Source organism: Kitasatospora sp. NPDC088742, assembly GCF_055584905.1.
The window spans coordinates 108,139-124,525 of record NZ_JBVJLD010000015.1 but is presented as its reverse complement, the minus strand read 5'-3'; the positions used below and the strand labels follow the sequence as shown (position 1 = coordinate 124,525).

Genomic DNA, 16,387 nt, shown 5'->3' with positions numbered 1-16,387 from the left:
CTCTTGCCCCAACAGACCGGTCTTGTCGGGCATATGACAGACCATCATGATCCTTGTCAGACCGGCGTCAGACCGGCACGGCCACGGCGACCGGCTCGGGCAGGACCAGGGTCCCGCCGCAGTCCGGGGCGAAGGCGTCGAGGAGGCTGTGCCGCACCCGGCCGTCCATGATCCTGGCTGCCCGCACACCGGAGCGCACCGCGTCCAGGCAGGCCTCCATCTTGGGGAGCATCCCGGAGCTCAGGCCCGGCAGCAGGGCGGCCAGCTGGCTCGCCGTCAGCCGCTCGATCACCGTGGACGAGTGCGGCCAGTCCGCGTACAGCCCGGCCACGTCGGTGAGCACCACCAGCAGCTCCGCCCCCAGCGCCACGGCCACCGCCGCCGCGGCGGTGTCCGCGTTCACGTTGTAGACCTGCCCGTCCACGCCCCGCGCGACGGAGGAGACCACCGGGATGCGGCCGTCCCCGACCAGGGCGCAGAGCAGACTCGGATCGACCGCCATGACGTCGCCCACCAGCCCGATGTCCACCTGCTCACCGTCCACCACCGCGTACCGCTTCACCGCCGTCATGGTGTGCGCGTCCTCGCCGGTCAGGCCGACCGCGAACGGCCCGTACTCGTTGAGCAGCCCGACCAACTCCCGCTGCACCTGACCCGCCAGCACCATCCGCACCACGTCCATGGTCTCGGGGGTGGTGACCCGCAGCCCCGCGGTGAAGCCGGCCTCCAGGCCCAGCCTCGCCAGCTGCGCGTCGATCTGCGGCCCGCCCCCGTGCACCACCACCGGACAGAGCCCGGCCTCCCGCAGGAACACCACGTCCTGCGCGAACGCCGCCTTCAACTCCTCGTCCACCATGGCGTTCCCACCGAACTTCACCACCACCACGCGGCCCTGGTAGCGCGACAGCGACAACGGCACGGCCAGCCTCCTACGGTTCATGACACACGGCGCGGGACCGAACGACGTCCGGGCGGCCCCTTTATCCCGCCGCCGGATGACGGCCGCCCGGCGCCGTCCTGTCGCCGAGGTTCGTTCTCCCTGAACAGACGGAGTCCGCCTCCCCGCCGCCCCGTCCTGAGTACGCTCGCACCGACGGTTCTGCAGTCGGGGAGGCCAGAGTTGGGACGCTGGGTGCGGTGGTCGATGGTGGCGGTGATGTTCGCCGTACCCGCGGTGCTCTGCGGCATCTGGCTGCTGCCGATCGACGACGCGGCCGCCCGCTGGACAGCAGCCGCCGCGGGCACGGTACCTACGGCGCTGACCGCCCTGTGGCTACGGGCCCCCGCCGCCGGCGCGGCCGTCACCGCCTCGGGGACGCCATCGACCGCATCCGGACCTCGCTAGTCGCAAACTGAACCCGGAAACCGCGGACAGCGGCTTCCTCCACCTGGCACCGGCCGGCGTGGCCTCGGCTCCAGACAGAGGCGCGCCAGCGGCGCGGTGCCTCGCTGCTCCAGCTCCTGAACTCCTGGACTGCGACGTTGTCGGACAACCGCCACCGGATGGTGCTGCCCGAGGCTTCGGGGACATCGGTGAGGCCGTCGAGTTGCTCGGCGAGTGCGAAGCCGTCGACCTCGGTAAGGGCGCGGTCCCAGGTCGAGACCGTGTCGACGAGGGCGTGGGATTCGATGAGTGCCGGTATGGACGGGGCGATCTCGAGGAACGTGCCGCCTCCGTCGTCCACTCCGACCCGTCCGTCCGTGTGAACCAGGTAGCGCACCGGGGAGGAGACACGTTCGCCGAACCAATCGAAGTACCAGCCGCGGGCGGACCCGGTCCACAGGCCCCGGCCCAGGTCGTAGTGCCAGTCGCGGAGTACGTCGTGGTGTTCGCCCTGGACGGTGCGGCTGTGTCGCACCTGGTAGCGGAGCCCGCCGTACCTCTGCTCGAACCCCTCCCGGCGGATGACGAGCATCGTCGGTGCGGGGGTCGAGCGACCGAAGCGGTCCCGGAGTCGCAGGAAATCCGTGGACAGTCGAGGTTCCTGCGGAGGTTCGCGTCGACCGGTCCGTTCGAGCAGGCTCATGGCCCGGGCGGAGAGACCAGTTGGATCATCCAGGATGTGCATCCTGCACTTCTTTTTTCCATGACAGGGAATCGGTCTTTGGTGGTCGGCTCCGGAGCCGACCGCTACGCGTGGCTTCGGCCCAGGAATTCGCCGACTGTCCTGACGAAGAACTCCGGGTCGTCCAGCCACGGGAAGTGCGCGGCACCCGGCTGGACGACGAACTCCCCGCGCGGGAAGAGCGCCGCGGCCTCCGCGGCCTTGTCCGGGCGAGGGGACGGGTCCAACTCGCCCGCGAGCACCAGCACCGGCACGTCGAACTTGGTCAGCACCTCGCGTACCTCGGCCGCGTCATCGAACGCACCGGAACCGGGGTAGGCGTGAGCAGCTTCCTCGTTGTAGTCGTCCTTGCCGGATGCGGCGTGGGCCTCCGCCGCCGCATCCCAGCGACCGTAGAAGAGGCGGTCCAGGAACTGTCGATCGTCCTCGGTCGCCTCCCCGGCCATCGCCCGCTCGAGGACGGGCACCGCCTCGTCGTACCAGGGCTCGCCGCTGCGCAGCGCGAGCGCCTCGCGCCGTCCCTCGAGCGGGAACTCGATCCCGACCGACCGGGCCCGGGCGGTCACCAGCACCAGCGACCGGATCCGCTGCGGATACCGGCCGGCGTGGAGCAGGGCGAGGTCGCCGCCGGCGGAGTGGGCCACCACGTCGATCCGCTCCGGCCCGAGGTGAGCCCGGAGCGCTTCGACGTCGTCCACCTGCCGGTCGACGCGGTAGCTCGACGGGTCGGCCGGAGTCTCTGACCGCCCCGTGCCACGCAGGTCGAGCAGCACGAGCGAACGCCCTGCGGCGGCCGGCAGGCCGCCCAGGTCACCGAGGTAGGCGGATTCCTGCATCGGGCCTCCGGGGAGACAGATCAGCGGATCGCCCTCCCCCACGATGCGGTAGGCGAGGCGGGTTCCGTCCGGAGCAGGAAATGTCGGCATCCGGCCATCCTGGCACCGGCCGTCCACCACCCGCCACGCATTACGGGCCTACGCCTGACACGGCCTCATCGATCCGGTGCCCAGCGCCCGTTGGGCTGTCGGCGAGGGCAACTACAGTGCCCTGCATGCGATCACTGATCACCGCCATCCGCCAGGACGACGACGTCGCCGACTTCCTCTCCTGGCCCGGGGACCTGGAGTTGGAGCGTGGTGACCACGTCGAGGAGGTGCACCTGGCGTCCGGGGCGGCGCTGGAGGGCTTCGCGGGGGATGGTGCCGGGGGGACGTACTTCTTCTGCGGCGACGGCGGGGAGGAGCGTCCGGTGCTCTACGCCGACTCCGAGGGGCAGGCGGCGCTGATCGCGATCGGACTGCCGGAGCTGCTGCGGCTGCTGCTCGTCGCACCGTGGTGGCGCGACTGCCCCACCCTCACCGCCGAGGAGGGCGCCGCGCGCGCCGCCGAGTACCTGGAGGACATCCCGGACCTGGACACGCGGCGGGAGCGGGCCGCCGCGGTGCTCGGCCTCGCCCTCCCGACCGAGGCCGCCGTCCTGGCCCGCCTGCACGAGGTCGCCACCGGGGCCGGAGCCGGCTACGACCTGGTCTTCACACCGGAGGGCACGGTCTACGAGCCGCTGATCACGTACTGAGCCGGCCACCGACTCCGACAAACGTCGGAAACCTACAAACCGTCAGGGCAGGACGCGGTAGGGAAGAACACCAAAAGATGAACTGTGGCTTGGCAGAGTGGCGTTCAGGCGGCGAAGAGCTTTCCCGTCGAACTGTGCCACCTCTACAGAAGGAGCCTCGCCATGACCGCCTTCGAAGACGTCCACGTCACCGGCCTCGGTGCCACCACTCCGCTCGGCGGGGACGTGCCGAGCAGCTGGGCCGCGATGCTGGAGGGGCGGTCGGGGATCAGGGCGATCGAGGAGGAGTGGGCCGAGGGCTTCCCGGTCCGGATCGCCGGGAGGCTGGCGGTGGAGCCGTCCACCGTGATGGACCGGGTGCAGGCCCGGCGGCTGGACCGGTGCGAGCAGATCGCGTTGATCGCCGCGCGGGAGGCGTGGGCTGACGCCGGGTCACCGGAGGTGGATCCGGAGCGCTTGGCGGTGGTGATCGGGACGGGGACGGGCGGGGCGCTGACCCTGCTCGGGCAGCACGACGTGCTGCACGCGAGCGGCGTGCGCAAGGTCTCGCCGCACACCGTCCCGATGCTGATGGCCAACGGCCCGGCCGCCTGGGTGAGTCTGGAGCTGGGCGCCAGGGCCGGGGCCCACACGCCCGTCTCGGCCTGCGCGTCCGGCGCCGAGGCCATCGCGCTCGGGCTGGACCTGATCCGGCTCGGCCGGGCCGACGTGGTGGTGGCCGGCGGGGCCGAGGCCTGCATCCACCCGCTGCCGCTCGCGGGCTTCCACCAGGCCCGGGCGCACTCCACCCGCAACGACGAACCCGCCCTCGCCTCAAGGCCGTTCGACGTCGGGCGGGACGGCTTCGTGATCGGTGAGGGCGCGGCCGTGGTGGTGCTGGAGCGGGCCTCCTTCGCGGCCGCGCGCGGCGCGCGGCGGCACGCCCGGCTGGCGGGGGCGGCCGTCACCTCCGACGCCCACCACATCACCGCCGGCCACGCCGAGGGCCAGGCCAGGGCCATCCGCCGGGCGGTCGCCGAGGCCGGGCTCTCCCCCGCCGACATCACGCTCGTCCAGGCGCACGCCACCTCCACCCAGCTCGGCGACCTCACCGAGGCCCACTCGGTCGCCGCCGCGATCGGCACCCACCCGACCGTCACCGCCGTGAAGTCGATGACCGGTCATCTCTTCGGCGCGGCCGGCGCGTTGGGCGCCTTGGCCACCGTGCTCGCGCTGCGCGACGCGATGGTCCCGCCGACCGCGAACCTCACCGACCCCGACCCCGAGATCCCGCTGGACATCGTCACCGGCAAGGCCCGCGAAGGCGTCCAGACCGCCGCCCTGGCGAACGCCTTCGGCTTCGGCGGCCACAACGTCAGCCTGGTCCTCACCCCCTGACGGCGGTGCGGCGCTACGCCAACCGCTCCAGCAGGCCCGCCAGTTGCTCCCGCTCGGCGCAGCTGAGCGGGGACAGCACCGAGTCCTCCACCGCTGCCAGTTCGGCGGTGAGCTCGGCCAGCAGCGACTCGCCGGCCGGGGTGAGGGAGACCTCGACCCGGCGGCGGTCGCGCACCGAGCGGGTGCAGACGGCGCAGTCGGCGGCCATCAGGTCGTCGACCACCTTGACGATGTCGCTGGGGTTGATGTCGAGGCGGGCGGCCAGTTCGCCCTTGGAGAGGGAGCCGGCCGAGAGGGCTTCCAGGACGGCGACGTGCCACAGCCGCAGGCCGCGTTCGGCGACCCGGGCGGCCAGGCTGGCACGGGCGTTGCGGCCGGCGGCCGAGATCAGGAAGGTGGTGAGGCCGAGCAGTCGGGTCGTCATCGGGCCGGGTCCTTCTCCGCGGCGGACGGCGCCCTGCGGGCGGCCCGGACCACCATCGGGGTGCCGGTCTCCGGGTCGGGGAGCACACGGCAGCGCAGGCCGAAGACCCGCTCCACCAGTTCGGCGGTGAGCACCGAGGCCGGGGCGCCCTCGGCCGCGACCGTGCCGTCCGGTCCGAGCACCACCAGGTGGGTGGCGTAGCGGGCGGCCTGGTTGAGGTCGTGCAGGACGGCGACCACGGTGTGGCCGCGTTCCTCGTGGAGCTCGGCGCAGAGGTCGAGCACCTCGAACTGGTGCGAGATGTCCAGGTAGGTGGTCGGTTCGTCGAGCAGCAGGATGTCGGTCTGCTGGGCCAGCACCATGGCGAGCCAGACGCGTTGGCGCTGGCCGCCGGAGAGGTCGTCGACCGGCCGGTCGGCGAGGTCGAGGACGCCGGTGCGGCGCATCGCCTCGGTGACGGCGCCCTCGTCCTCGGCGGACCACTGGCGCAGGAAGCCCTGGTGCGGGTAGCGGCCGCGGGCCACCAGCTCGGAGACGGCGATGCCGCTCGGCGCGTTGGCGGACTGCGGGAGCAGGCCGAGCCGCCGGGCCACCTCGCGGGTGCGGTAGGCGGATATCGCGGCACCGTCCAGGTGGACCGTCCCGCCGGCGGGTCTGATGAGCCGGGCCAGGGCCTTGAGCAGGGTGGACTTGCCGCAGGCGTTCGGGCCGAGGATCACGGTGAAGGACCGGTCCGGGATGCTGACGCTCAGTGAACTGGCCACCGTGCGCTGGTCGTAGGCCAGGGTGAGGTCCAAGGCGCGCAGCCGGGAGCCACCGGGAGCCTCGGAAGCGGTGGTGGCGTCGGGGGTGGCGGAGGTGACGGTCATGTGCGGCTCTTTCGCGATTCGCCGATCAGCAGGAGGCAGAGGTAGAGGCCGCCCAGGGCGCCGGTGGCGATGCCGACGGGCATGGGGGCGGGGGCGAAGACCCGCTGGACCGCGAAGTCGCTCGCGGCCAGCAGCAGGGCTCCGGTGAGGGCGGCGGGCAGCAGCCCTCCGCCCGTGCCGCCGCTGCCGCCGACCAGTCGGCGGGCCAGCTGCGGGGCGGCCAGCGCGACGAACCAGATCGGGCCGGTGACGGCGGTGCCGACGGCGGCCAGGGCGACGCCGAGCAGCAGCAGGACGGCCCGGGTCGGGCCGGTGCGCAGGCCGAGCGCGCGGGCGGTGTCCTCGCCGAGGGCGAGGGTGGGGAGCCGGCGGCCGTACCAGAGGGTGGGCGGCAGCAGCAGGGCGACCGCGACGGCGAGGGCGGTGACCTGGGGCCAGGTGCGGCTGTTCAGGCTGCCGATCAGCCAGCTCTGGGCGGCCATCGCGTCCTGGAGGCTGGCGCGGGTGATCAGGTAGGAGTTGACGGACAGCAGGATGGCGCTGGTGCCGATGCCGATCACCACCAGCCGGAATCCGGGCAACCCCCGGCCGGAGGCGAGGAGTTGGACCAGCAGGGCGGTGGCCAGCCCGCCGGCGAGGGCGCCGAGGGCGGTCTCGGTGAGGCTGCCGTGCCGGACGACGATGACCAGCAGGGCGCCGGTGGCGGCGCCGTTGGTGAGGCCGATGACGTCGGGGCTGCCGAGCGGGTTGCCGGTCAGGCCCTGGAGGACGGCCCCGCTGACGGCCAGCGCGGCGCCGACCAGCAGGGCGAGCAGCAGCCGGGGCAGGCGCAGGGTGTTGACCACGAAGTCGGCCGCGCCGGGCTCGCCGGCGAGGGCGCCGAGCACCTCACCCGGCGTCAGCCGCACCTCGCCGACGGCCAGGGAGAGCGTGCCGACGGCGAGCAGGAGGAGGGTGAGGGCGGCGCAGACGGCCGCCGTCCGGGGCACCACCCGGACCGACCACCGGCCGCGGCGCAGCACCGGGTGTCCGATCGGCCGGGCGACCACGACGGTGGCGGTGGCGGGCTGACGGGGACTCACAGCAGCACCAGCTTCCGGCGGCGGCACAAGGCGAGGAAGAGCGGGCCGCCGAGCACGGCGGTGACGATGCCGACCTGGACCTCCCCGGGCGCACCGGCCACCCGGCCGGCCACGTCGGCGGCGAGCAGCAGCAGCGGGGCGAGCACGGCGGAGTAGGCGAGCACCCAGCGCTGGTCGGGGCCGACCAGGAAGCGGGCCACGTGCGGGACGGCCAGGCCGAGGAAGGCGATCGGCCCGGCGGCGGCGGTGGCGGCGCCGCAGAGCAGCAGGACGGCGAGGCCGCCGAGGGCGCGGGTGCGGCCGACGGCGACGCCGAGGCCGTGGCCGACCTGGTCGCCGAGGCCGAGCGCGTTGAGGGCCCGGGACAGCGCGGCGGCGATCAGACCGCCCGTCAGGACGAAGGGCAGCACGGCCAGTAGGACGTCGTAGCGCCGCCCGGCGAGCGAGCCGACGGTCCAGAACCGGAACTCGTCGAAGACCTCGGGGTCGAGCAGCAGCACCGCGGAGTCGAAGGCGAACAGCACGGCGGTGAGCGCTGCTCCGGCGACCACCAGCCGTTCGGGGGTGGCCTGGCCCCGGCCCGCGGCGCCGAGCAGGTAGACGGCGGCGGTCGCCACGGCGGCCCCGAGCAGGGCGAACCAGACGTAGCCGAGCACGCTGCCGATGCCGAGGAAGCCGATCGCCACCACGACGCCGGTGGCGGCGCCGAGGCTGACGCCGAGCAGGCCCGGGTCGGCGAGCGGGTTGCGGGTGAGCGCCTGCATCAGGGCGCCGGCCGTGCCGAGGGCGGAGCCGACCAGCAGGGCCAGCAGGGTGCGCGGGATCCGGTAGTCGTGGACGACGGTGGCGGCGTTCGACCCGTCGGGGTGCCAGAGCACCTGCCAGGTCGCGCTGAACGGGACGTCCCGGGTGCCGACCCAGAGGCTGAGCAGGCAGAGCAGGAGGAGGACCCCTGCGGCGAGGGCCAGCCCGAGTGCGCGCCGCAGGGCCGCCGATGGTTCGACATTCATAGTTAGGTAAGGCTAACCTGTCTATTCGGCAGAGGTCAATACTCGAACAAATGACTGACGCACCGTCAGAACCACTGGTCACCAAGGGGTTTGGGACAGAACCTCAAGATCACCTCACGTCCCGTCAATCCCCCTCCCCGCTCCCCTCCACCGGAAGGACACCCATGGCCACAGCAGGACCCAGCGGAGGCGCCGTCCTGCGCGGCGCGCTCCGCGGCCGGCGCCGGCTGCTGACCGGCGCCGCACTGCTCGGAATGGGCCACCAGGCCTGTGAGGCACTGGTGCCGGTGGTGATGGGCGCCGTGATCGACCGCGCGGTGGCGACCGGCTCCGTCCCCGCGCTGCTGCGCTGGCTGGCCCTGCTCGCGGTGCTCTTCCTCGTCCTCTCCACCTGCTACCGAACCGGCGCCCGGCTCGCCGAGCGCGCGGGCGAACAGGCCGCCCACCGCCTGCGCCTGACCCTCACCACCCGGGTCCTCGACCCCCACGGCGGCGCCGACGCCGGCCACCTGCCCGGCGCGCTGGCCGGCATCGCCACCGGCGACGCCAAGCGCGTCGGCGTGGTGGCCACCGTGCTGCCGTTCGGCGTCGCCGCGCTCGCCGGACTGGGCGTCAGCGCCGCGCTGCTGCTGCGGATCTCGGTGCCGCTCGGCCTGCTGGTGCTGCTCGGCATCCCGCCGCTGCTCTGGCTCGGCCACCGGCTCAGCCGCCCGCTGGAGCGGCGCAGCGGCGTGGAGCAGGACCGCGCCGCCCGGGCCGGGGGCATCGCCGCCGATCTGGTCACCGGCCTGCGGGTGCTCAAGGGCATCGGCGCCGAAGCGGCCGCGGTGGCCCGCTACCGGACGGTCAGTCAGGACTCGCTCGCCGCGGCGCTGCGGGCCGCCCGCAGCCGGGCCGCGCACGACGGGGGGCTGCAGGCACTGACCGGTCTCTTCATCGTGCTGATCGCGCTGGTCGGCGCGGTGCTGGCGATGGACGGGCGGATCAGCGTCGGTGAACTGGTCGCGGCCGTCGGGCTGGCGCAGTTCCTGCTCGGCCCGTTCCAGGTGCTCACCTGGGCCAACGGCGAGTTCGCCCAGGGCCGGGCCTCGGCCGGGCGGATCGCGGAGGTGCTCGCGGCGCCGCCCGCGGTACCGCACCACGGCGCACCGGACCAGGCCTCGCCAGGCGGCACGGGCGCCGGCGGCCTGCGGCTGCGCGGCGTCAGCTACGGCGCCCTGCGCGGGCTGGACCTGGAGGTCGCGCCCGGCGAGCTGCTGGGCGTGGTCACGGACGATCCGGCGGCCGCCGCCGACCTGCTGACCTGCCTCGGCCGCGAGGCCGATCCGGCCACCGGCGCGGTCGAGTTGGACGGCACCGGCCTGACCGCCCTCCACCCCGACCGGCTGCGCCGCTCGCTCCTGGTCGCCCACCACGACGCGGTGCTCTTCGCCGGCACCCTCCGGGAGAACGTCCTCGCCTCCCCCGACGGCGAGCTGACCGAGGCCGTACTCGCCGCCTCCGCCGCCGACGAGGTGGCCGCCGCCCTACCCTCCGGGCTGGACACCGAGGTCAGCGAGGGCGGCCGTTCGCTCTCCGGCGGGCAGCGCCAACGCGTGGCGCTGGCACGGGCGTTGGCCGCCGCCCCGGCCGTGCTCGTGCTGCACGATCCGACCACCGCCGTGGACTCCGTCACCGAGTCCCGGATCGCCGGACGGCTGCGCGAGCTGCGCCACGGCCGCACCACCGTGCTGATCACCACCAGCCCGGCCCTGCTCGCCCGGGCCGACCGGGTGGTGGTGCTCACCGGCGGCGCCGTCACCGCCGACGGCACCCACCACACCCTCACCGCCGACCCCGCCTACCGCACCCTGGTACTGGCATGACGACCACCGCGGAGGACCCGACCATGGCCACCCCGTCCGTCCCCGTCACCCCTCCGGGCTCCCCGGAGGGGGAGCTGCTGCCGGTCGCGAGCGGCGCCGAGACCTGGGCGGTGCTGCGGCGCCTGCTGCTCCGTCAGCGCGCCCTGACGGCGGGCGCGCTGGCCGTGCTGGTGCTGGGCACCACCGTCGGGCTGCTCACCGCCCCGCTGCTCGGCCGCCTGGTCGACCTGGTGGCGCGGCGGGCCGGCACCGGCTCGCTCACCCTGCCGCTGGCCCTGCTGGTAGCCGTCGCGCTGGTGCGCGGGGCCGCCGTCGCGTACGGCAGCGCCCTGGTCGCCCGGTTGGGCGAGGGCGTGCTCGCCACCGTGCGCGAGGAGTTCGTGGAACGGGCGCTGCGGCTCCCGCTGGAGCGGGTCGAGCGGGCCGGGACCGGCGACCTGACCTCCCGGGTCACCGGGGACGTCACGCTGGTGGCCCGGACGGTCCGTCAGGCGCTGCCGGAGTTCGCCCGCTCGGTGCTCACCATCCTGCTCACGCTGGTGGCCCTGACCGTACTGGACTGGCGCTTCGCGCTCGCCGTGCTGGCCGCCGCGCCCGTGCACTGGCTGACCATGCGCTGGTACCTGCCGAAGGCCGTCCCGGTCTACGCCGCCCAGCGGGCCGCCGCCGGGGAGCTCCAGCAGCAGCTGCTGGACGGCGTCGGCGGGGTGCGGACGGTGCGGGCGCTGCGGCTGACGGAGCGCCAGGTGGCGCTGGTGGAGCAGCGTTCGGACGCCTCCGTCCAGCTCTGGATGCGCGGCACCCGGCTGGTCACCGGCTTCTTCTCCCGGCTCAACCTGGCCGAGTTCATCGGCCTGGCCTCGGTGCTGGTGGCCGGCTTCCTGCTGGTGGACGGCGGGGCGGTGAGCCTGGGCACGGCCACCGCCGCGGCCCTGTACTTCCACAGCCTCTTCAACCCGATCAACGCCGCCCTGGTCCTGGTCGACGACGCCCAGTCGGCCGGCGCCGCGCTGGCCCGACTGGTCGGCCTCGCCGCCCTCCCCGCCGAGCCCGAACCCGCCGACCCGGCCGAGCCCGCCGACGCCTCGGTCACCGTCTCCGCCCTCTGCCACGCCTACCGCGACGGGCACCCCGTCCTCCACGACGTCTCCCTGACGGTCCGTGACGGCGAGCGGGTCGCCCTGGTCGGGGCCAGCGGGGCCGGCAAGACCACCCTCGCCAAGCTGGTCGCCGGGGTGCACCGGGCCTCCGCCGGCACCGTCCGGCTCGGCGGCGCCGAGCTCGCGGAGCTCGGCCCGGCCGGGGTCCGGCGCAGCGTCGCCCTGATCAGCCAGGAGGTGCACGTCTTCGCCGGCCCGCTCGCCGACGACCTGCGGCTCGCCCGCCCGGCGGCCACCGACCCGGAGCTGCGCACCGCACTCGCCACCGTCGGCGCCCTGACCTGGGTGGACGCCCTCCCCAAGGGCCTGGCCACCGTGGTCGGCGACGGCGGCCACCGCCTGACGGTCGCTCAGGCCCAGCATCTCGCCCTGGCCCGGCTGGTCCTCTCCGACCCCCCGATAGCCGTCCTCGACGAGGCCACCGCCGACGCCGGCAGCGCGGGCGCCCGCGACCTGGAGGCCGCCGCCGACGCCGCCCTGGCCGGCCGCACCGCCCTCACCGTCGCCCACCGCCTCACCCAGGCCGCCACCGCCGACCGCATCGTCGTCCTCGACGCCGGCCGCGTCGTCGAGACCGGCACCCACGCCGACCTGGTCTCGGCCGACGGCCCGTACGCCGCCCTCTGGTCCGCCTGGTCCGCCGAACGCACCCCGGCCGGGCGCCGTGACATGCTGCCGGGGTGATCCTGACGAGCAGTGCGACCAGCCTCCGCCTGAGCCCGGTGAGCTACCAGTTCGGGGCCGCCCGTGGCGAGTACCACGACGACAACTGGCTGGTCATCGCCGGCCGGGTCACCGACCCGGCCGGCAGCTGGAACTTCCGGGACCCTTCCCTGCTGACCGACGAGGCCCGCCAACTGACCCACTGGCTGCGCGCCACCGCCGCCGGGCGGACTCCGGTGGCGCACCGCGACTCGGACGACGAGTGGTCACCGTCCCTGGAGTTCCTCGAACCGAACCTGCTCTTCAGCGTCGCCGCCCGCACCACCGGCGCCGTGACCGTCCGCCTCACCCTGCACCTGGAGGCCGCACCGCCCTGGAGCAGGGACGCCGACGGCGACGTGGAGGCGTACGACGTCCGGCTCGAACTCACCGAGGCCGATCTGCTGGCCGCGGCCGAGGAGTGGGAGCGCGAACTTCTCCCCTTCCCCGGCCGCTGACTCACTGCGCCCTGCCCGCCAACAGCCAGCGGCGGACCGGCACTTCGAGGAGGACGCGGCCGCAGTCGGGGCGCCACGGGGCGGTGACGTCCCAGTCGACTTGGCGGCGAAGGCCGCCACGATCTCCGGCGGGAAGTCGTCCTCCTGACGGACCGTGACCTCGCCCTCTGCGACCACCGGGTAGTCGCCGCCCTCCAGGGCGAGCGAGACGGTGGGGAAGCGGAGGGCGTTGCGGACCTTGACGTTGAGGGCGTCCGAGCCGATCCACCACACGCCGTCCCGGTGGACGAACCAGACGGGGGTCACGTGCGGCGTGCCGTCGGCGCGGACGGTGCAGAGCCAGGCGTTGCGCTCCACGGCGAGGCGTTCGGCCACCGACTCGGGCAGGGGTGTGTCGTTGTTCATGCCCCCATCCCACCCTCCCGCCGGGCCGGGCCGCCACGGGCGTCGGCCCTACGACCAGCGGCCCAGGACCGGGCCCGCCGCGCCCCGCCGCGCCCCGCCCGCCCCGGTACCCCGTTCCGTACGGAGTGCCGGGGCGTCGGCGCGCTGTTCCTGCTGTTCGCATGGGCCGTGCTGGCCGACCGGCTGGCGCGCTGGAGCGTCACCGGGCCGCTGGCCTTCGCCCTCGCCGGGATGGCGCTCACCACCGGCGACGACCCCACCGTCGCGATCGACCTGGACGCGCACGGCTTCCAGCTCACCACCGAAGTCGTGCGGGCCGTCCGGCCATGACCACCACGCCCGGCCCGGTGTGCTCGTCGGCGGGGATCCTGAGTTCGGCGACCACGTGCAGCCCGGCCCGCTCGATCAGCTCCACCAGCTGCTCCGGCCGCCACTTGTACGTGGTCCAGCGGACGGGCACTCCCCCGTAGGCCTCCGTACGCACCGCGTCCTCGTCGCCGACGTGGGTGGCCGTGATGAGGTGGCCGCCGGGCTTCAGGGCGCGCGCGAAGTGGGCGAGCACCTGCGGAAGGACCTCACGGGGGAGGTTGAACAGCGACCACCACCCGAGCACGCCACCGAGCGAGGCCTCACCGAGGTCGAGCTCGGTGGCGGATCCGACGCTGAAACGGCACTGCGGATAGAGCCGACGCGCGTTCTCGATCATCCGGGGAGAGAGGTCCACCCCGGACACGTCGAGCCCCCGTTCGGCGAGGTAGCCGGTCACCGTGCCGGGCCCACAACCGACGTCGAGCACCGGCCCGAGCCCGCCGACGGTGTCGGCGAAGGCATCGATCGCGGCCTTGAGCCAGGGGTGCCGACGGATGTCACCGATACCCGTCGTCACCACCATGTCGGCGTAGTTGTCCGCCACCAGGTCATAGGACTCCCGAACGACGTCGAGATCAGCCGGCCGGTCCACGGGGTGTGTGCGCATCCGACCACCATAGGGCGGCTGCCTCCGCTCGGTGGTGACCCGTCAATCTTGGTCGCTCCGACGGTCCGCGCGGAAGCGCCAGAGTCCGAGGAGTCGGTGATCATGCTCCGAGAACTCATCGAGCGGTCCGACCCGCTCGTACGCCCACCCGGTTCTCGGGTCGTCGCGGCAGGCGAGTGCGAAGGCCGCCTCCATCCGCAACTCCTTGTCGTCCCGGTCGAGGAGTGCCACGAGGGCATCCATCGTCGGGGGCGTGCGGTCAGCGGAGACCGACAGGGACTGGGCAGCGTGGCGCCGTACCCCGATGTCATCGTCGCGGAGCAGCACGAGCAAAGCGTCCCGGATCACCGGCGCGAGCTGATCGTCGGACGCGAACCGCGGGTTGAGCACCTGTGCCACGGATGCCCTGACCCCCGCCGCGGGGTCGGTCACCATGCCGAGCAGCGCCGATGTAACCGCCTCACTGCGCGCGGTCCGCTCCCGGCTCATGCAGAACGCCGCTTCGCCGCGCACGCGGGCGTCCGGATGGCCGGCGTACCGCAGACCGATGGCCACCTCCTCGGGGTGATCCCAACCGCTGTAGACGTCCAGAACTGCGGCGAGCACCTGCCCGTCGGGCTCCTCCTTCGCCCAGGACGCCAGGAAGTCGGCGTCCCCGGCGCGGTCCGTCGCGCGGTCGACGGTGGCCAGGAAGCTGCGCTGCCACAGGACCGAGGCCACGAAACGACGGTGCACGGGATCGGGATCCCGGCGCAGGGCGGTGAGCTCCGACCAGATTCGTGGGCCCTGCCGCTGACCGAGGTAGTGGGTGGCGGCGAACCAGTTGTTGTCCTCGTTCTCCGCGTGCGGAACGGCGCGGGCCATCAATTCGGCAACAGGCGGCATGATGCCGAAGTGCCACTCCAGCTGGGTGAGGATCGCGCCGTGCCCGGCCCGCACCGTGCGCCCGCCGAGTGTGACCTCGTCGAGCGTGTCACCGGCCGGCAGAACGTCGACCTGGCGCGTGACGGCAGGTCCCGTGGCCCCGGTCCGGCGGCGCAGCTCAGCGACCACGCCGACTTCGAGCCAGTGCCGCGCCAGGTCGAGCAGCTGTTGCCGGCGGACCTCGGGAATGCGGAGTCGGGGAGCTTCGCCGAGCATCACGTTGACCAGCATCCAGGAGCCGGTGTCGACGGCCCGCAGCAGAGGGGTGCTGCCGTCGGGGAGTTCACGGTCCTGGCCGGCGCCCCCTTCGACCAAGGTGTCGGCGACGGAGTCATCGAACCCGGCCACCGCGCTGCAGAGCAGGGGCAGTCCATCGGGGCCCGATGTGTCGGGATCCGCCCCCTGTTCCAGGCAGACCCGCACCGCGGCGGCGTCCCCGGTAGCCACGGCATCGATCAACCGGCCGACAAGGTCCGACGACGGCTCTACCAACGATCCTCCTGATGACGCGTTCGAGGAAAGCACCGTACCCGGACGAGGTGGGCTCATGCCGCCGGTGCGGCGGCGAGGCGGTCGACGCCGATGCCGCCGATCAGCAGGCGCTCCTTGCGGTTGCCGGTGAGGTGTTGGGTCCAGTCGGTGAAGCCGCCGTCGGCGACCTCGACCGGGCCGTCCGGTGTGACGAGGTGGACCTTGTAGCAGAGGCCGGAGTAGTAGCCGCGACCCGTGGCCCGGTCGGGGTCCTCGATCACGTCCAGGCCCGGGGTGCCGGCCATCCCGGTGCGGACGTGCTCCAGCAGCGGGGCGGCGGAGGCGTCCAGGGCGGTGAGGCGGATCTCGGCCCGCCCGCTGCCGGCCAGGGCCCGAGCCGCGAAGCGGAGGTGTTCGAGCAGGTGCTGTCGCTCGAAGCCCTGCCCGCCGGTGTCCCGGCCCGCCGTCACCAGGGCGAAGAGCTGGAAGTGCGCGAGCTTCCCGGCGCCCTCGAACCGCTGGGCCCGCACCACCCGCTGACTGCCCGCCAGCCGTACCGGCCCCGACGTCCCCTCCGCTCGCCGCCGGGCCGCCTCCAGCGCCAGCCCGTTGGTCGGATCCGCCGCCACCTCCGTGCCGCGCACGGTGGCCACCACCTTGCGCGGATCGACCGGCGCGACGGCGGTGTGCGTGGCCAGCGGCACCAACGGGGCGAGCGTCACCAGCTCGAACCCCTCGGGCAGCGCCGCCACCAACCGGTCCTCGGCCCGCCGCAGTTCCCGGTACCCGACCGGGGCCGGCGCCACGAAGCGGTCGCTGCGGTAACGCCGCATCACCTCGGCCGGCCCGGTGCGCTCGGCCCGCCGTCGGTACACCTCCAGCATCAGCGTGGTCAGGTCCGCCCCGCTCAACTCCTCGGCGAGCAGCGCCAGCGCCTCAGAGCCACCCGCCCGCGCCAGCACCCGCCGCAGCGCCGGACCGTCCACACCCTGATCACCCGTCATACCGGCCGAGTATGGCGG

The 16,387-nt window shown here is 73.9% G+C and carries 16 protein-coding genes and 1 pseudogene; 6 read left to right on the top strand and 11 right to left on the bottom strand.

Going from position 1 to position 16,387, the window contains the following annotated elements; translation table 11 throughout:
- Window positions 1–67: 67 nt before the first annotated feature.
- The 3 genes from argB to ACZ6ZR_RS14875 all read right to left on the bottom strand — a co-directional run bounded on the left by argB (window position 68) and on the right by ACZ6ZR_RS14875 (window position 2,992).
- Window positions 68–940, bottom strand: coding sequence for an acetylglutamate kinase (gene argB / locus ACZ6ZR_RS14885; protein WP_465642501.1), 873 nt, complete (start codon window positions 938–940; stop codon window positions 68–70).
- A 361-nt stretch (window positions 941–1,301) separates the two neighbouring features.
- The gene (locus tag ACZ6ZR_RS14880; protein ID WP_465642500.1) at window positions 1,302–2,069 is read right to left on the bottom strand and encodes a hypothetical protein; all 768 of its coding nucleotides are present in this window, start codon (window positions 2,067–2,069) and stop codon (window positions 1,302–1,304) included.
- 62 nt (window positions 2,070–2,131) lie between these two features.
- Window positions 2,132–2,992 (bottom strand): alpha/beta fold hydrolase, encoded by an 861-nt coding sequence (locus tag ACZ6ZR_RS14875; RefSeq protein ID WP_465642499.1) that lies wholly within the window; start codon window positions 2,990–2,992, stop codon window positions 2,132–2,134.
- A 125-nt stretch (window positions 2,993–3,117) separates the two neighbouring features.
- On the opposite strand from ACZ6ZR_RS14875, the gene ACZ6ZR_RS14870 reads away from it, so the two are divergent.
- Together ACZ6ZR_RS14870 and ACZ6ZR_RS14865 are read left to right on the top strand one after the other, a co-directional pair.
- Window positions 3,118–3,642 carry a hypothetical protein gene (locus ACZ6ZR_RS14870; RefSeq protein WP_465642498.1) on the top strand — a complete coding sequence of 175 codons (525 nt, stop codon included), beginning with the start codon at window positions 3,118–3,120 and terminating at the stop codon, window positions 3,640–3,642.
- A gap of 162 nt (window positions 3,643–3,804) precedes the next feature.
- Window positions 3,805–5,019, top strand: a complete 1,215-nt coding sequence (locus ACZ6ZR_RS14865; RefSeq protein WP_465642497.1) for a beta-ketoacyl-[acyl-carrier-protein] synthase family protein — start codon at window positions 3,805–3,807, stop codon at window positions 5,017–5,019.
- Between the two features lie 13 nt (window positions 5,020–5,032).
- Here the strand turns inward: ACZ6ZR_RS14865 and ACZ6ZR_RS14860 are convergent, their stop codons facing one another.
- Genes ACZ6ZR_RS14860 through ACZ6ZR_RS14845 form a run of 4 tightly spaced genes read right to left on the bottom strand, consistent with a single transcriptional unit; the run spans window position 5,033 to window position 8,404 of the window.
- Complete coding sequence (locus ACZ6ZR_RS14860; protein WP_465642496.1) at window positions 5,033–5,443, bottom strand: MarR family winged helix-turn-helix transcriptional regulator; 411 nt, start codon at window positions 5,441–5,443, stop codon at window positions 5,033–5,035.
- On the bottom strand, window positions 5,440–6,312 hold the full coding sequence (locus tag ACZ6ZR_RS14855) for an ABC transporter ATP-binding protein (RefSeq protein WP_465642495.1): 873 nt from the start codon (window positions 6,310–6,312) through the stop codon (window positions 5,440–5,442). Before ACZ6ZR_RS14855 ends, ACZ6ZR_RS14860 begins: the two co-directional genes overlap by 4 nt.
- A complete protein-coding gene (locus tag ACZ6ZR_RS14850; RefSeq protein ID WP_465642494.1) occupies window positions 6,309–7,394 on the bottom strand; it encodes a FecCD family ABC transporter permease in 1,086 nt (361 codons plus the stop codon). Before ACZ6ZR_RS14850 ends, ACZ6ZR_RS14855 begins: the two co-directional genes overlap by 4 nt.
- Window positions 7,391–8,404, bottom strand: a complete 1,014-nt coding sequence (locus tag ACZ6ZR_RS14845; protein ID WP_465642493.1) for a FecCD family ABC transporter permease — start codon at window positions 8,402–8,404, stop codon at window positions 7,391–7,393. The genes ACZ6ZR_RS14850 and ACZ6ZR_RS14845 overlap by 4 nt, the downstream gene beginning before the upstream one ends.
- Before the next feature lie 164 nt (window positions 8,405–8,568).
- Here ACZ6ZR_RS14845 and ACZ6ZR_RS14840 point away from each other — a divergent pair, with 164 nt between their 5' ends.
- Genes ACZ6ZR_RS14840 through ACZ6ZR_RS14830 form a run of 3 tightly spaced genes read left to right on the top strand, consistent with a single transcriptional unit; the run spans window position 8,569 to window position 12,589 of the window.
- Complete coding sequence (locus ACZ6ZR_RS14840) at window positions 8,569–10,269, top strand: ABC transporter transmembrane domain-containing protein (protein ID WP_465642492.1); 1,701 nt, start codon at window positions 8,569–8,571, stop codon at window positions 10,267–10,269.
- Between the two features lie 23 nt (window positions 10,270–10,292).
- A complete protein-coding gene (locus ACZ6ZR_RS14835; RefSeq protein ID WP_465642511.1) occupies window positions 10,293–12,113 on the top strand; it encodes an ABC transporter ATP-binding protein in 1,821 nt (606 codons plus the stop codon).
- Window positions 12,110–12,589 carry a WapI family immunity protein gene (locus ACZ6ZR_RS14830; RefSeq protein WP_465642491.1) on the top strand — a complete coding sequence of 160 codons (480 nt, stop codon included), beginning with the start codon at window positions 12,110–12,112 and terminating at the stop codon, window positions 12,587–12,589. The genes ACZ6ZR_RS14835 and ACZ6ZR_RS14830 overlap by 4 nt, the downstream gene beginning before the upstream one ends.
- A gap of 153 nt (window positions 12,590–12,742) precedes the next feature.
- On the opposite strand, the pseudogene ACZ6ZR_RS14825 reads toward ACZ6ZR_RS14830, so the two are convergent.
- Window positions 12,743–12,994 (bottom strand): annotated as a pseudogene (locus ACZ6ZR_RS14825) (pyridoxamine 5'-phosphate oxidase family protein); the annotation flags it as partial.
- Between the two features lie 168 nt (window positions 12,995–13,162).
- On the opposite strand from ACZ6ZR_RS14825, the gene ACZ6ZR_RS14820 reads away from it, so the two are divergent.
- Entirely contained in the window at window positions 13,163–13,324 is a 162-nt protein-coding gene (locus tag ACZ6ZR_RS14820) for a hypothetical protein (RefSeq protein ID WP_465642490.1), read from the top strand.
- Here the strand turns inward: ACZ6ZR_RS14820 and ACZ6ZR_RS14815 are convergent.
- From ACZ6ZR_RS14815 to ACZ6ZR_RS14805, 3 genes are read right to left on the bottom strand one after another with little or no spacing between them, the layout of a single operon-like run.
- The gene (locus ACZ6ZR_RS14815) at window positions 13,290–13,970 is read right to left on the bottom strand and encodes a class I SAM-dependent methyltransferase (RefSeq protein WP_465642489.1); all 681 of its coding nucleotides are present in this window, start codon (window positions 13,968–13,970) and stop codon (window positions 13,290–13,292) included. The genes ACZ6ZR_RS14820 and ACZ6ZR_RS14815 overlap by 35 nt on opposite strands.
- Window positions 13,971–14,012: 42 nt before the next feature.
- Window positions 14,013–15,386 (bottom strand): HEAT repeat domain-containing protein, encoded by a 1,374-nt coding sequence (locus ACZ6ZR_RS14810; RefSeq protein WP_465642488.1) that lies wholly within the window; start codon window positions 15,384–15,386, stop codon window positions 14,013–14,015.
- Between the two features lie 53 nt (window positions 15,387–15,439).
- Window positions 15,440–16,369, bottom strand: a complete 930-nt coding sequence (locus ACZ6ZR_RS14805; protein WP_465642487.1) for a hypothetical protein — start codon at window positions 16,367–16,369, stop codon at window positions 15,440–15,442.
- Window positions 16,370–16,387 lie beyond the last annotated feature (18 nt).

Bases quoted from the DNA above. Each gene is read 5' to 3' on its own strand.
- ACZ6ZR_RS14880 (WP_465642500.1), bottom strand. From the start codon at position 2,069: ATGCACATCCTGGATGATCCAACTGGTCTCTCCGCCCGGGCCATGAGC.
- ACZ6ZR_RS14870 (WP_465642498.1), top strand. From the start codon at position 3,118: ATGCGATCACTGATCACCGCCATCCGCCAGGACGACGACGTCGCCGAC.
- ACZ6ZR_RS14835 (WP_465642511.1), top strand. From the start codon at position 10,293: ATGGCCACCCCGTCCGTCCCCGTCACCCCTCCGGGCTCCCCGGAGGGG.
- ACZ6ZR_RS14815 (WP_465642489.1), bottom strand. From the start codon at position 13,970: ATGCGCACACACCCCGTGGACCGGCCGGCTGATCTCGACGTCGTTCGG.
- ACZ6ZR_RS14840 (WP_465642492.1), top strand. From the start codon at position 8,569: ATGGCCACAGCAGGACCCAGCGGAGGCGCCGTCCTGCGCGGCGCGCTC.
- ACZ6ZR_RS14860 (WP_465642496.1), bottom strand. From the start codon at position 5,443: ATGACGACCCGACTGCTCGGCCTCACCACCTTCCTGATCTCGGCCGCC.
- ACZ6ZR_RS14875 (WP_465642499.1), bottom strand. From the start codon at position 2,992: ATGCCGACATTTCCTGCTCCGGACGGAACCCGCCTCGCCTACCGCATC.
- ACZ6ZR_RS14845 (WP_465642493.1), bottom strand. From the start codon at position 8,404: ATGAATGTCGAACCATCGGCGGCCCTGCGGCGCGCACTCGGGCTGGCC.
- ACZ6ZR_RS14855 (WP_465642495.1), bottom strand. From the start codon at position 6,312: ATGACCGTCACCTCCGCCACCCCCGACGCCACCACCGCTTCCGAGGCT.
- ACZ6ZR_RS14865 (WP_465642497.1), top strand. From the start codon at position 3,805: ATGACCGCCTTCGAAGACGTCCACGTCACCGGCCTCGGTGCCACCACT.
- ACZ6ZR_RS14805 (WP_465642487.1), bottom strand. From the start codon at position 16,369: ATGACGGGTGATCAGGGTGTGGACGGTCCGGCGCTGCGGCGGGTGCTG.
- argB (WP_465642501.1), bottom strand. From the start codon at position 940: ATGAACCGTAGGAGGCTGGCCGTGCCGTTGTCGCTGTCGCGCTACCAG.